The sequence below is a fragment of the Bradyrhizobium acaciae genome (genome assembly GCF_020889785.1).
Lineage (GTDB): Bacteria > Pseudomonadota > Alphaproteobacteria > Rhizobiales > Xanthobacteraceae > Bradyrhizobium > Bradyrhizobium acaciae.
The window spans coordinates 1-13,313 of sequence record NZ_JACMYK010000180.1 but is presented as its reverse complement, the minus strand read 5'-3'; the positions used below and the strand labels follow the sequence as shown (position 1 = coordinate 13,313).

Below are 13,313 nucleotides of genomic sequence, written 5' to 3'. Positions count from 1 at the left end.
CGTGGTGCCCTTGGCGTCCTCAGGCAGGTTGATCACGGTGGCGGCGGCGCCAACCGAGTCCGCAAGGGCCATCACCGCGCCGCCGTGGATCGTGTTGCGGAGGGTGCAGAGGTCCGGCCGCACCAGCATTTTCGCGACCACGCGATCCTGGCCGGCCTCGGTGAAGGTGACGCCCTTCAGTTCCGCAAACGGCATCTTCATCGACTGGATCTTTTCGAGCGGCGTCATGGGCACTCCCTGCTTTGTGGCCTTCTTCGAGGTTTGGTGCCGGTATGATGGATTGCTCGATCGGGCCCGGCAATGACGTCCGAGGTAATGGCGACCATGACGTTATCGCCACCGTGACAATGTGCCGCCCAGCCTGCATACCCTCGCCGATGCGCGACTTCCCTCCCCGCCGGATCGTCTGCCTGACCGAAGAGACGGTCGAGACGCTCTATCTGCTCGGAGAACAAGACCGCATCGTCGGCGTCTCCGGCTATGCGGTGCGGCCGCCGCAGGTGCGCCGCGAGAAGCCGCGCGTGTCCGCCTTCATATCCGCCGACATTCCGAAGATTCTGGCGCTCGACCCCGATCTGGTGCTCGCCTTCTCCGATCTACAGGCCAACATCGTCGCCGATCTCGTCCGCGCCGGCGTCGCCGTCCATGTCTTCAACCAGCGTGACGTCGCCGGCATCCTGGCGATGATCCGCACCCTCGGCGCGATGGTCGGCGCCGCCGACCGCGCCGGTGGGCTCGCGCAAAGCCTCGAGCAACGGCTGGCCGCGATTGCAGCCGCGCCGCACCCGGGGCCGCCGCCAAAAGTCTATTTCGAGGAATGGGACGATCCGCTGATCAGCGGCATCGGCTGGGTCTCCGAACTGATCGAGATCGCCGGCGGCACGGACGCATTGCCGCACCTACGCACCCATAAGGCCGCCAAGGATCGCATCGTCGCGCCGGATGCCGTGCGCGAGGCGATGCCCGACGTGATCCTGGCCTCCTGGTGCGGCAAGAAGGTCGTGCCAGACCGCATCCGCCAGCGCCCCGGCTGGCGCGACATTCCGGCTGTCCGCAACGACCGCATCGTCGAGATCAAGTCGTCGATCATCCTGCAGCCCGGCCCTGCTGCGCTGACCGATGGGCTCGATGCGATCGTGAAGGCGTTATGGGCGCGGCACCTTTGATTGCTCGCCGCAGCCACTATGAGGCTTCAGGATAACGCTCGTTGCTCACGTCACCGCATTCACGACCTGATATTCTTGCCGGCGCCACACCCCGCCATTGATCACCCCCTCAATGATTTCGGCGGCCTTCAGCACCTCGGCTTCGCCGATATAGAGCGGCGTGATCCCGAACCGCATGACGTCCGGCGCCCGGAAGTCGCCGATCACGCCGCGGGCAATCAGCGCCTGCATGGCGGCATACCCGCCGGCAAAGGCGAAGGAAACCTGCGAGCCGCGCTGCGCATGCGCCCGCGGCGTTACCAGCCTCAGCGACGGACAGCGTCGTGCGATCTCAGCTATCAGCAAGTCGCCGAGCGCGAGTGAGCGCGCGCGGACTTCGCCAATATCGACCCGATCCCAGATGTCGAGCGATGCCTCCAGCGCGGCCATCGCCAGCACCGGCGGTGTGCCGACACGCATACGCTCGACGCCATCAGCAGGTTGATAGCCGAGATCGAAAGCGAACGGCTTTGCGTGCCCCATCCAGCCCGACAACGCAGCGCGCGCCTGATCAGCATGCCGGGGCGCGACGTAGAGGAAGGCCGGCGCGCCGGGGCCCGCGTTGAGATATTTGTAGGTGCAGCCGGCTGCGAAATCGACGCCGACGCCGGCAAGATCGACAGGCAGCGCGCCGGCCGAATGCGCGAGATCCCAGACCGTGACGATGCCGAGCGCATGCGCCTTCGCGGTCAGGGCCCGCATGTCGTGGCGACGGCCGGTGCGGTAGTCGACCTCAGTCAAATAGAGCACCGCAATCTCGTCCGACAGCGATGGCTCGATCTCCTCCGGGGCCGTCAGCCGCAATTGATGTCCACGCCCGAGCGTGGCGATCAGCCCTTCCGCCATATAGAGATCGGTCGGGAAATTACCCGTATCGGACAGAACGACCTTGCGCTCCTGGTTCATCTCGAGCGCGGCCGCAAGCGCCTGATAAACTTTGAGCGACAACGTATCGCCGATCATCACCGTGCCTGGAGCGGCGCCGATCAGGCGAGCGAGGCGGTCGCCAAGGCGGCGCGGCTGCACGTACCAGCCGGCGCTGTTCCAGGCGCGAATGAGCTCATCGCCCCACTCGGCGGCGATGACATGCGCAACGCGTTCGGCAACGCCCGTTGGCAGCGCACCGAGCGAGTTGCCGTCGAGATAGATGACATCAGCGGGCAGATGGAACATTGCCTTGGTGTCGTCGTAGACGCGCAATTGCGATTTCGCTTCGATCATGGCCATTCGCTCAGAGGATGGTACGGACGCGCCACAGTTCAGGAAACAGCTCGACCTCGAGCATCCGCTTCAGATAGCCGACCCCATCGGTGCCGCCAGTGCCGCGCTTGAAGCCGATGACGCGCTCCACCGTCGTCACGTGATTGAAGCGCCATCGACGAAAATAATCTTCGAAGTCGACCAGTTTCTCGGCGAGCTCGTAGAGCGTCCAGTTGGCTTCAGGAGCTTCGTAGACGCGGCGCCAGGCTTGCATCACGCCTTCGTCGAAGTGATGGGTCTCGTGGACGTCGCGTGACAGGACGGTCGCGGGCATGGTGAGCCCCTTGCGGTCGGCAAGCCGGAGCACCTCGTCATAAAGGCTCGGCGTCGCCAGCTCGGTCTTGAGCAAAGCCACCACCTCGGGGTCATGCGCGTGCGGTTTCAACATCGCCTCATTGCGATTGCCGAGCAGATACTCGATCAACCGGTATTGATACGACTGGAAGCCAGAGGATTGGCCCAGCCGCGAACGGAAATGGGTGTACTCGCTGGGCGTCATGGTACGCAGCACGTCCCAGGCATTGTTCAGCTGCTCGAAGATGCGGGAGACACGCGCGAGCATCTTCATCGCCGGCGACACCTCTTCGCGGGCGATGGCGTGACGGGCGGCACGGAGCTCGTGGATGGCGAGCCGCATCCACAGTTCGGAGGTTTGATGCTGGATGATGAAGAGCATCTCGTCATGCGCCTCCGAAATCGGATGCTGGGCGCCAAGCAGTGCATCGAGCCGCAGGTAGTCGCCATACGACATTTTCCGGGCGAAATCGGTCTCGGCGCCATCGACCGCGGGATCGTAGTCGTTGCTGCTCATGACACATCCTCTCGATCGATCCACTGCCTCAAGCAAGGCCCAGAAGACGCCTCGTGATGGCGGAGGACGGATCCTTCAGCCCATCGACAACAGTAAAATGGTTATGCCCGGGCTCGACGACGAGGTGCGTGGGCACGTCGAATCCGATCCAGATGTTGGCCATCAGCTCTGCCTGACGGATAAACTCGGGTCGTTCGCTGCCGCCGACCCAGGTGGTAAGCCGCGACTTGCCCCGTGGCAGATGCAAGGCGGCGCTTTCGAGCGCTGCCTCGCTCATGTTCATCCGGAGCGTCTCGTTCATCACGGTCTTCAGGAGCGGTCGCAGGTCGTGCAGACCGCTGATCGACAGCGTCGCCACGATCCTGTCGTAGACCTCGGGTTCGAGAAGGCCGTCGTCGCACAGCATGCGCGTAACGAGATGGCCGCCTGCGGAATGGCCGGCCAATCGAATAGGCCCCGAGACCTGGGCGGCAGCCGAGGCAATCGCGACCGCGATCTCGGTCGTGATGTCGGAGATGCGCACGGCCGGTGTCAGCGTGTAGCTTGGCAGCGCCACCGTCCAGCCGTGGCTTCGCGCGCCCTCCGCGAGGTCGGTCCATGACGATTTATCGAAGCGCATCCAATAACCGCCATGCACGAAGACGACGAGACCCTTGCTGTCGCCGTCCGGCAAGACCAGGTCGAGACGCTGCCGTTCTTCGGATCCATAAGCGATGTCCGGCCTGAATGATTTGAGTCTGGCGCGATAGGCGGCCGCGCGCTTCGCCCACCGCGCCGGCAGCTCGTCCGAACCCGGCACGTGGGCCGAATTGGCGTAGGCATCATCCCAATCGCGCATCGTGGCTCTCCGAGGATTCGCCGTCGATCGGATGCCACTTTGCCACCGGCGGGGTTGTTCGCCCAGCCCTTATTTGAAGCTTAAAGCATCGAGATGGCCTTTGCAGGCAAGTGGTCGATTGGCCGCGGGTTCGATTCGCCTCTCTCGATTGCGGATGCCAGCGGCGAAGCGCCGGGCTCTCTCCACTCGGGCAGTGATCCTCGCCCGAGCTCCCCGGCAAGCGGAGCGATAGCGCGCCGAACCCGCAACACAAAAGGCTACGCCTTCTCCACCCCGCACCATTCCGCGATGAACAGCGCCATGGCCTTGGTCGCTTTCCGCAGCGAGTCCAGCTCGACATATTCGTTGAAGCCGTGCATCGCCGCGCCGCTGGCGCCGAAGCAGAGGCTCGGGATGTCGTGGTTCAGGCCGTAGAAGCGCGTGTCGGTCAGCGCGGTGAAGGCGCGATCTTCCACCGCGCCGCCATAGACCGCCTGATGCGCCTTGGCGAAGGCGGCCTCCGGCGCCTCGGAGTTCACCAGCTCGTAGCCTTCCGACAGGAAGCCCGACCATTCCACCTGCGGCGGATTGTTGGAGAGGAAGCGATGGTCGCGCGCCGCCGCCGACACGCAGGCCAGAATCTCCTTCTGGCATTCGGCGATCGACCAGCCCGGCAGCACTGCGATCCGGCAGTCGACGTCGCACCAGGCCGGCACGCTGGAGGCCCAGTCGCCGCCCTTGATGATGCCCGGATTGAAGTTGATCGGATGATTGACGTCCTTGAAATGCTTGTCGGCCTTGGCGCGCTCGTTCCAGGCGATCTCGAGCTTCTCCAGCGCGTGCACCAGATGATACGCCGCCATGATCGCGTTCGAGCCCGCACCGGCTTCGAACACATGCACCGGGAAGCCGCGCACCTTCAGGCGGAACCAGATCACGCCGACCTGCGAGCGGATCATCTTGCCGTTGGTTGGCTCCGGGATGAAGCAGGCATCGGCGCGATAGCCGCGCTGCAAGGTCGAGAGCGCGCCGACGCCGGTGCTCTCCTCCTCGATCACCGACTGGAAGTGAATCCGCGCTGTCGGCCTCAGCCCGGCCTTCTTGATCGCATCCAGCGCATAGAGCGCGGCGATGGTGCCGGACTTCATGTCGCAGGCGCCGCGGCCGTACATCCTGCCGTCCTTGATGACGGGCGAGAACGGCGGCGTCTCCCACATCTCCAGCGGGCCGGTCGGCACCACGTCGCAGTGGCCCTGCAGGATCAGCGATTTGCCGGCGTTGGTGGCCGGACGGTAGGTACCCACCACCGTGCGGGCCTTGGAGAAATCATGCTCGATCGGGCCGAAGCCGCGCAGGTCCTTCAGTTCGTCGAGATTGATGTGCCAATCGTCGACCTCATAACCGCGCTCGCGCAGGAGATCGGCGATCATGTCCTGGCACGGCCCCTCGGCGCCGCGGGTCGAGGGGATCGCGACAAAGGCCTGCGTCGCCGCAAGCTGCGCATCGAATCCTTCGTCAACGGCGCTGAGGATTCGTTGTTGCGTCTCGGCAGTCATGCGGTGGCTCCATCGGGAAAGGCAGAAAGGTGGGAGCCGCAACGTAACCTGATTTCACTCAGCGGGGTATTGCGCAAAATAGGCATCCCGCAATGCATCTTCGAGCAGACGGCCTTCCGAATAGCCATCGAGCGTCGCAGGCCGCGTCACGCCGTCGAGCAGCCGCGGACACGGCTCGGGCGCACCGAGCACGGTGCGCACCGGAATACGCTCGGCATAGATCGGCAACTCGTAATCCTCGTCGTCGTCGGCGACGCCCTTGGCGCGCACCTTCGCCGAGGCCTCCTCGATCTCCATCGCGATGAACGAGGTCGCCTTGATCTCCTGCTTGTTGCTGGCGCGCAGGCCCGCAGTGCGCTCGGGAAAGAAGCGGTCGACCATCGCGACGATCGCCCGCTCCTTCTCTGCAGGATCGGTGACGAGATAGGCGGAGCCGAACGCCATCACCGCGCGATAGTCGGCCGAATGGTTGAAGCCGCAGCGTGCCAGCACCAGACTGTCGAGATGGGCGACCGTCAGGCAGACGCGCTGGCCCTCGGACTGGTTCTCCAGCATCCGGCTCGCGCTCGAGCCGTGCCAGTAGAGCTTGGTGCCCTCGCGCCAGAAGAAGGTCGGCGTGCAATAGGGCTGGCCGTCGATCACATAGGAGACGTGGCACAGCATCGAGGCGTCGAGGATCTTGTGCACGGTGGCGTGGTCGTAGAAGCCGCGGTCATGCCTGCGCTTGACCCGGTTGCGGGGCGATAGGGGATAGGACGGAGTGGACGCGCCTTCGGTCACGGTGAACCTCGCGAAATCTGGAATATGTCCAGAGTTGTAGCTGTTCATTTGGTCTGCGATAGTGCCAATTCCATGCGAAAAATTCCGACCAATTCCCGCAAGCCCGGGGCGCGCAAACCGGAGCTGCCGCTCGACCTCACCGGCCCGCATGTGACGGCGGGCGCAGCCTCGCAGCAGCGGCTCTATCAGGCGCTGTGCCACACCATCGTCGGCGGCCTCGTCAAGCCGGGCGAGCCGCTGCCGCCGTCACGCACACTCGCCAGGCAGACCGGCTTTCGCCGCAACGCCGTCACCACGGCCTATGAGCGGCTGATCGCCGACGGCTTTGCGGTGGCAACCACCGGCTCCGGCACCTTCGTCGCCGCGCGCATTCCGGCGCAGGCCGGCGCGCCGCGGCGTGCCAGGATCGAGATCGAGCCGCCGCAGCACAATGCGCTGTCGCTCGGCTGCACGCACATCGATGACCGCGCGCTGCAGCGCTTCCGCGCCTTTGCCGGCCGCAGGCTGCGCGCCTTCGGGTCCGAGCATCTGCATTACGGCGATCCCCGCGGCAGCAGCGAGCTGCGCGCCGCGATATCAGACCATCTGCTGTCGGCGCGCGGGCTGCGCTGCGACCCCGACCAGATCATGTTGGCGTCGGGCACGCTGCATGCGCTGCGTATTGTATTAGGGGCTATCCTCAAGCCGGGCGACCAGGTCTGGTGCGAGGACCCCGGCTATCCGGCGGCGCGGCGCGCGATCGAGCATTGCGGCTATCGCCCGGTGTCGGTGCCGGTCGACGGCTCCGGCATGCGCGTCGACAAGGGCCGCGCATCCGCGCCGAGCGCGCGCGCCGCCTACGTCACACCATCGCACCAGTTTCCGCTCGGCGTGCAGATGTCGATGCCGCGCCGGCTTGAATTGCTCGACTGGGCCCGGGATGCCGGGGCCTTCGTGTTCGAGGACGACTACGACAGCGAGTTCCGCTATGACGGCGCGCCGCTGTTGTCGCTCGCGGGCATCGATCATTTGCGGCGCGTGATCTACATGGGCACGTTTGCGAAGACGCTGTTTCCGGGATTGCGGATCGGTTACTGCGCCCTGCCCGAAGCCTTGATCGGTCCGGTCACGGCGGCGCGCGCCGCGCTCGATCGCTTCCCCGGCACCCTGATGGAAGGCGCGGTCGCTGACATGCTGAACTCCGGCGCCTTCGCCGCCAATCTGCGCAAGGCGCGCAAGCTTTATCGCGAGGCGCGCGACGTGTTGGCGTCGACGCTTCAGAATGCATCCGAAGGCGAGCTCACAGTCCCCGTGCCGTCGCAGGGCCTGCACCTCGTGGCGCGGCTCGATCCTTCGACCGATCCGCTTGTGGCCGCGCAGGCCAAGGCGGCCGCCGGCGTCGGCGGCTGGCTGCTCGCCGAGACCTATCATCGCGCGCGTCCACTGCCGGGCTTCGTGCTGGGATTTTCCGGTCATCCGGTTCCGCAACTCGTCGCGTCGGCGGAACAGCTGGCGAAGACAACGCTGACTGCGCTGCGCGCGACGCGCAAGATATCTATCAAGCCAGCCGCCAGACTGCCACGCTCTAGGAGAATCGCAGCCGCCTGACTAAGGTCGCCCCCGTTCAGTCAGTGTCCGCTTACGGAGATACCGGATGCCCAATCGGAACGTCCTGTATCTCGTGATCGGCGCGCTGGTCGTGATCGCAGGCATGCTCGGCTACAATCTTTATCAGGCGAAGAAGCAGCCCGAAGGCCTGCAGATCAATGTCGGCCCCGATGGGGTCAAGATCCAGAACAAGTGAAGGAGGCCGCGATGCCGCGCATCGGATTGGTTGCGCTGGTCAGCGCCGCAGCACTTGGCGCGATGGCTCACTCCGCCGTCGCGGAGCAATCCTACATGCGCGAGGGCGACATCGTCGACCTCCGGGTCGGTCAGCGCGTCCTCGTCGATGACGGCTCTTGCCCGGCCGGCAGATCAAGCAGGTCATCGGCGCCAAGCTGAGCCAGAACGGCGTGGTGCGGACCCTCAGCTGCGTGCCGCGCCTCGCCAAAAAATAACGCCCGCTTCCGCGAGGCGCGCCTGCATCGTCATTGCATCAACGCGCCGCTCAGTTCGAGATCGGCTCGAACATGCATTGCAGCGTCGGCTTGGCGATCTTGGTGAAGGTCGGGCCGATCTCGCTTTGCTTGGACGACGGCACCCAATCGGTCTCGATCGTCGGCACACCGGTCTCGCTGATGCCGCGCAGCAGCGCCTGGCGGAGATCTGGATCATCCACCGTCGCAGCGGCATGATCATGCAGGCAGCCGCACACGGCCTCGGGATGCGCCCAGCGGCCGAGCATATGCGGCGCGCATTGGCGGACGAATTCGTCGCGCGGTTCAGGCACCCGGTACAGCGACCGGATCTGCATCGACTCGAGCGGGAGCTGGGATTGGGCTTGCGCGGAACCCGCCAGAACAAGCGATGCAAACATCGCGGCGGAACAGATACGGAGCAACATGGGGAGCCTTTACCGGCAGTTCTGTTTGTCGCGTCGCGCTCAGTTGGCCTGCGCCATCACCATCGGGGCCGAGGTGACGACCGGCGAGCCGTTATAGGAGAAGGTGCCGATGCCGGGCAAACCGCTGTCCGGGGTGCCAGCCATCGACGAACCGGCCATCACGAAGGCGAAGGCGAGGATCAGGCTCATGGTCCGCATTTGTCTGTCTCCGTCATTCCGACTTGGCGCCCGGCGCCGTTGTGTTGACGGCTTGATAACGATCTGCCGTTTCCGGAGTTCTGCGGAACAAGCTGAAAATGGTTTCGTCGGCACGTGAATTGTTTCGTCGACGAGCGGTCCACGAAACATTGACCGAAAAATGCCAATGTTTTCAGTAGCCGGTACGCTGCAGGCAGCCTGCTCAAGATTTCGAGCGTTCAACCTGCCTGGCTGTGGATGGCTCGATTATGCGTGCAAATTGAGCGCCCTACCGCGCTTTCTTAACTTTCCTCTGCTGAGACAGGATGCAGCGCAGCAAGGGCTGCATGAACCGGGCGACGGTTCGGCCGACTTATCTGGGCGCCGTGCAACCATCTCCGCGGTCGCACGTTGTGGTGATTCCCGATCACAACGGTTATTGTGATCCGATCCAACGAAGGATGTCGGTCGTGGGCAATGGCAACATGGGTGTTGGCAACGAATCCGCGGCGAGCAAATCCGGCCAGCAGCAACAGATGACGGCCGCGATGCCGCAGCAGGGCGCTTATGTGATGGGCGACAACGAGTGCGCGCCGCAGAAGCTGGTCCGCCTCGTCGGCTGCCGCGACTCGAAAGTCCGTCCCGGCCTCAGCCTCGGTCCGAAGCAGTTCGGGCAAACCAACCGCTAGCTCGCCCGCCGCTTCAGCCGAACCGGCCAAGCCCCTGCGCCGGCTATTGAATGAACTCGCCGCACTTCTGCACGGCGGTGGCGTCGGCTGCGCCCCAGGGCATGATCGGCACCGACGACGTCGAGTTCTTCGGCGAGCCTTCGATCAACCGGTCCGAATAGACCATGTAGACCAGCACATTGCGCTTGGCGTCGCAGCCGCGCACGATCTGCATCTTCTTGAAGAACAGCGACCGGCGCTGCCGAAACATGTCGTCGCCCTGGCCGAGCTTGTTCTTGAAACGGATCGGCCCGATCTGCCGGCAGGCCAGCGAGATATCGGAGACTTCCTCAGCGAGGCCAAGCCAGCCCTTGAAGCCGCCCTTCTCCGGCACCGTGAAGTGACAGGCAACGCCCTCGACCTCGGGGTCGTCGACGCCATAGGTGGCGAGCTTGTCGTTGGGGCTCACCCATTTGAACACGGTCGAGCGGCGAAAAATCAGGTCCGGCTCGTCCGCTGCGGCCGCGGGAGCCGCCTGCCCCAAGGTCAACACCAGGCTCAGCACCGTCAGCAGCGCCGCGCATCCCCATTGAGACAACAGTCGCAGGTCACACAAGCTCACAGTTCTCGATGTCATTGAGGTCTCCGCGGGATGGTTCCCGCCTATGTAGTGCGCAAACGCCGCACAGGAAGGCGCTGACAGTTCGGTGATCAGACCGCGCGCTTTAACCTCTTGTGAGGCTTTTTTGTTACTGTTTCGTCGAAACTTGGCCCCTCACGGAAGGGTTAGATCGCTTGCGCTGGTGAACGCGTTCGGCGTCTGCGACAACCAATGGATAGTTTGGACTGGGATTCGGAATATGCGCGCAAGCGGACGTCGGATTTCGATTTTTGATTCTGCGAATGGGCGGTTCTGGCAGTTTGCAATTCTGACGGCGGCCGGCACCGTCGCTGCCTCCTCACAGGCCGATGCAGCGCTGTTCTACTGGAATCGCGACTCTGCCTATTACGGCGGCGAATACGAGCCGACGCCGCTGCCACAGCCGCACCGGCAAAAGCTGAAGGGCAATGCCGCCAAGAAGAAGCCGTCGATTGAGAAGGAAGCCGGCAGCAAGCCGCAGGGTCCCCTGATCATCTCGGTCTCGATCGACCAGCAGCGGGTCAGCGTCTACGACGCCAACGGCCTCTACGCGGAGAGCCCGGTGTCGACCGGCATGAAGGGGCACTCGACCCCGATGGGCGTCTTCAGCGTCATCCAGAAGCAGAAGTACCACCAGTCCAACATCTATAGCGGCGCCCCGATGCCGTACATGCAGCGCATCACCTGGTCGGGCATCGCGATGCACGCCGGTGTGCTGCCCGGCTATCCCGCGTCCCATGGCTGCATCCGGATGCCGATGTCGTTTGCGGTCAAGATGTACAACTGGACGCGGATGGGCGCGCGCGTGTTCGTCACGCCGGGCACGATCTCTCCCGAGAATTTCTCGCACCCGTTACTGGTGACGCAGAAGGTCGCGCCGCCGCAGCCGGTTGCGGACGACGTTCTGAAGATGGATGCGCCGCTCGGCGTGAAGACCGACAAGGGCGCCGACAAGCCGCAGACCGGCCTCGAGCTGCGCAGCAGCGTCGGCCATGCGGCCTCGCTGCGCGACAACACCCACACCGCTGATGCCAGCGGCGCGAGCGCGTCGGTGACGATGTCCGATGCGTCCTCCTCCGCCGCACGCGACGCCATCGCGGAGAAGCTTGCGGCTGACAGGCCCGAGCTGACCAAACCCGAGACCACCGCCGCTGACACGGCCGAGACCAATTCCGCCGCCGGCAACGGCAGCCTCGCGACCGACGACAAGACGGTCGGCGAATCCACCGGCAGTACCGACACGCCGACGACCGAGGTCTCCGCGAACGACCCGGTGAAGGCCGAAGCCAAGGCCGACGAGCCGAAGGCGGACGCCGCCACGCCCGGCGTCGCCGATGCGCCCAAGACCGATCAATCGAAGACCGATCAATCGAAGGCCGATGCGGCCAAGGCTGATGCACCCAAGGCTGACGCGGCAAGCAAGGACACGGCCAGGGCTACGGATGCGGTCAAGACCGCCGACAAGCCCGCCGAGGCAGCTATCGCCGATGCGCCCGATGCCACGAAGGATATAGCCAAGGATCCGGCCCGGCTGCCGGGCGTCGCCAGGATCGACGCGCCGAAGCGCGCCGGCCAGATCGCGGTGTTCATCAGCCGCAAGGATTCCAAGCTCTATGTGCGGCAGAACTTTGCGCCGCTGTTCGAGGTGCCGGTGACGATCGCGGAAAGCGACCGGCCGCTCGGCACCCACGTGTTCACGGCGGAAGCCGACAAGACCGATACGAACCTGCTGCGCTGGTCGGTGGTGACGCTGCCGACCCGCAATGCCGCGCGCATCGACGTCGAGGAGCGTGCCTCGCATCGCCGCAAGGTGGTGGCTGCATCGCCGGTCGAAGCCAAGCCGCAGCCGGCAACCAACACCCCGGCCGAGGCACTCGACCGCATCTCGATTCCGGCCGATGCGATGGCGCGGGTCAACGAAGCTCTCGGCACCGGCGGTTCGATCATCGTGTCCGACCTCGGCGTCAACCAGGGCGAGACCGGCGAAGGCACCGACTTCATCCTGCCGCTGCGCTGACTGCAAGCCATAACGCCTTCTTGAAAGCCCGCGTTTGCTCCGCTGGACTATAGTCGCCGGAACATCCGTCCGGGGACGAGACCATGATGGACCGCAGGACACTGATCGTGGCGACGTTCGCCGCGGCCGCAGGATCCCGTGCGCTGCGTGCCGAGCAGCCCGCGATGAGCCGGATCACGGCCTACGCCTTCTCTTTCCCGGCACTCAGCGGCGGCGACATTCGCCTTGGCGACTACGCCGGCCATCCCCTGATGATCGTGAACACGGCCTCGCTCTGTGGATTCACGCCGCAATATGCAGGGCTGCAGCAATTGTGGACCGAATTCCGGGAGCGCGGCTTCGTCATCATCGGCGTCCCCTCCAATGATTTCGGCGGCCAGGAACCCGGCGGCCCGACCGAGATCGCCGAGACCGCGCAGCATCAATACGGCGTCACCTTCCCGATCGCTGCGAAAGCGGTGGTCAAGGGCGCAAACGCGCATCCGTTTTACCGCTGGGCCGCCGAGGCGCGGCCGAAGGACGTGCCGCGCTGGAATTTCCATAAATACCTGATCGGCCGCGACGGCTACATTGCCGACGTCTTCCCTGAGTCGGTCACGCCCGACGATACCCGCATCAAGACCGGGATCGCACGGGCATTGGCGGCCGCCTGACAAGTGGCGATAATCCCCGGAATTAACTGATCCCACGAGGATTTTGGGCACAGGCCCGCCACGTTCATTGCCTTGGCGTCGCGACTGCGACTAGGGTACGATGGGTTGGGGGCGAAAGCGGCCCGGTCGCGGCGATGCCGCCGCCTGGAGCGCGATCAGCAGGGAACACGCCATGCGCATTGCGGCAGGTCTGATTTTCGCAGGGACCGTATCGTTGCTCGCGTCGAGCGCAGCTTGGTCGCAG

At 64.7% G+C, this 13,313-nt stretch carries 15 protein-coding genes and 1 pseudogene; 7 read left to right on the top strand and 9 right to left on the bottom strand.

Going from position 1 to position 13,313, the window contains the following annotated elements; translation table 11 throughout:
• Nucleotides 1-228 (bottom strand): PaaI family thioesterase (locus tag H8A92_RS36415; protein ID WP_229200115.1); only part of this gene is annotated, 228 nt, incomplete at its 3' end.
• 149 nt (nucleotides 229-377) lie between these two features.
• Here H8A92_RS36415 and H8A92_RS36410 point away from each other — a divergent pair.
• Entirely contained in the window at nucleotides 378-1,166 is a 789-nt protein-coding gene (locus tag H8A92_RS36410; RefSeq protein ID WP_229200114.1) for a cobalamin-binding protein, read from the top strand.
• 45 nt (nucleotides 1,167-1,211) lie between these two features.
• Here H8A92_RS36410 and kynU read toward each other — a convergent pair whose 3' ends face one another.
• The 5 genes from kynU to H8A92_RS36385 form a co-directional block, all read right to left on the bottom strand.
• Nucleotides 1,212-2,426: a kynureninase gene (gene kynU, locus H8A92_RS36405; RefSeq protein WP_229200113.1), complete on the bottom strand. Its 1,215-nt coding sequence runs from the start codon at nucleotides 2,424-2,426 to the stop codon at nucleotides 1,212-1,214.
• A 10-nt stretch (nucleotides 2,427-2,436) separates the two neighbouring features.
• A complete protein-coding gene (kynA, locus tag H8A92_RS36400; RefSeq protein WP_229200112.1) occupies nucleotides 2,437-3,276 on the bottom strand; it encodes a tryptophan 2,3-dioxygenase in 840 nt (279 codons plus the stop codon).
• Between the two features lie 28 nt (nucleotides 3,277-3,304).
• The gene (locus H8A92_RS36395) at nucleotides 3,305-4,114 is read right to left on the bottom strand and encodes an alpha/beta hydrolase (RefSeq protein WP_229200111.1); all 810 of its coding nucleotides are present in this window, start codon (nucleotides 4,112-4,114) and stop codon (nucleotides 3,305-3,307) included.
• A 257-nt stretch (nucleotides 4,115-4,371) separates the two neighbouring features.
• Nucleotides 4,372-5,649 carry an ArgE/DapE family deacylase gene (locus H8A92_RS36390; RefSeq protein ID WP_229200110.1) on the bottom strand — a complete coding sequence of 426 codons (1,278 nt, stop codon included), beginning with the start codon at nucleotides 5,647-5,649 and terminating at the stop codon, nucleotides 4,372-4,374.
• 54 nt (nucleotides 5,650-5,703) lie between these two features.
• Nucleotides 5,704-6,477: a pyridoxamine 5'-phosphate oxidase family protein gene (locus H8A92_RS36385; protein ID WP_233285747.1), complete on the bottom strand. Its 774-nt coding sequence runs from the start codon at nucleotides 6,475-6,477 to the stop codon at nucleotides 5,704-5,706.
• A 24-nt stretch (nucleotides 6,478-6,501) separates the two neighbouring features.
• On the opposite strand from H8A92_RS36385, the gene pdxR reads away from it, so the two are divergent.
• From pdxR to H8A92_RS36370, 3 genes and pseudogenes are all read left to right on the top strand, one after another.
• Nucleotides 6,502-8,016, top strand: a complete 1,515-nt coding sequence (gene pdxR / locus H8A92_RS36380) for a MocR-like pyridoxine biosynthesis transcription factor PdxR (protein ID WP_229200109.1) — start codon at nucleotides 6,502-6,504, stop codon at nucleotides 8,014-8,016.
• 46 nt (nucleotides 8,017-8,062) lie between these two features.
• Entirely contained in the window at nucleotides 8,063-8,212 is a 150-nt protein-coding gene (locus H8A92_RS36375) for a hypothetical protein (protein WP_165445530.1), read from the top strand.
• Between the two features lie 11 nt (nucleotides 8,213-8,223).
• Nucleotides 8,224-8,468, top strand: a pseudogene (locus tag H8A92_RS36370) (DUF6719 family protein).
• A 50-nt stretch (nucleotides 8,469-8,518) separates the two neighbouring features.
• Here H8A92_RS36370 and H8A92_RS36365 read toward each other — a convergent pair.
• Nucleotides 8,519-8,914 carry a hypothetical protein gene (locus H8A92_RS36365; protein ID WP_229200108.1) on the bottom strand — a complete coding sequence of 132 codons (396 nt, stop codon included), beginning with the start codon at nucleotides 8,912-8,914 and terminating at the stop codon, nucleotides 8,519-8,521.
• Nucleotides 8,915-8,953: 39 nt separating this feature from the next.
• Nucleotides 8,954-9,112, bottom strand: coding sequence for a hypothetical protein (locus H8A92_RS36360; RefSeq protein ID WP_229184256.1), 159 nt, complete (start codon nucleotides 9,110-9,112; stop codon nucleotides 8,954-8,956).
• A 305-nt stretch (nucleotides 9,113-9,417) separates the two neighbouring features.
• Here H8A92_RS36360 and H8A92_RS36355 point away from each other — a divergent pair, with 305 nt between their 5' ends.
• Complete coding sequence (locus tag H8A92_RS36355) at nucleotides 9,418-9,780, top strand: hypothetical protein (RefSeq protein ID WP_229200107.1); 363 nt, start codon at nucleotides 9,418-9,420, stop codon at nucleotides 9,778-9,780.
• Nucleotides 9,781-9,823: 43 nt separating this feature from the next.
• On the opposite strand, the gene H8A92_RS36350 is transcribed toward H8A92_RS36355, so the two are convergent.
• Nucleotides 9,824-10,396 (bottom strand): CreA family protein, encoded by a 573-nt coding sequence (locus H8A92_RS36350; RefSeq protein ID WP_233285746.1) that lies wholly within the window; start codon nucleotides 10,394-10,396, stop codon nucleotides 9,824-9,826.
• A gap of 223 nt (nucleotides 10,397-10,619) precedes the next feature.
• Between H8A92_RS36350 and H8A92_RS36345 the strand changes: the two genes are divergently transcribed.
• Both H8A92_RS36345 and H8A92_RS36340 read left to right on the top strand, forming a co-directional pair.
• A complete protein-coding gene (locus tag H8A92_RS36345) occupies nucleotides 10,620-12,416 on the top strand; it encodes a L,D-transpeptidase (RefSeq protein WP_229200106.1) in 1,797 nt (598 codons plus the stop codon).
• 83 nt (nucleotides 12,417-12,499) lie between these two features.
• Complete coding sequence (locus H8A92_RS36340) at nucleotides 12,500-13,069, top strand: glutathione peroxidase (protein WP_229200105.1); 570 nt, start codon at nucleotides 12,500-12,502, stop codon at nucleotides 13,067-13,069.
• The last annotated feature ends 244 nt before the right edge of the window (nucleotides 13,070-13,313 follow it).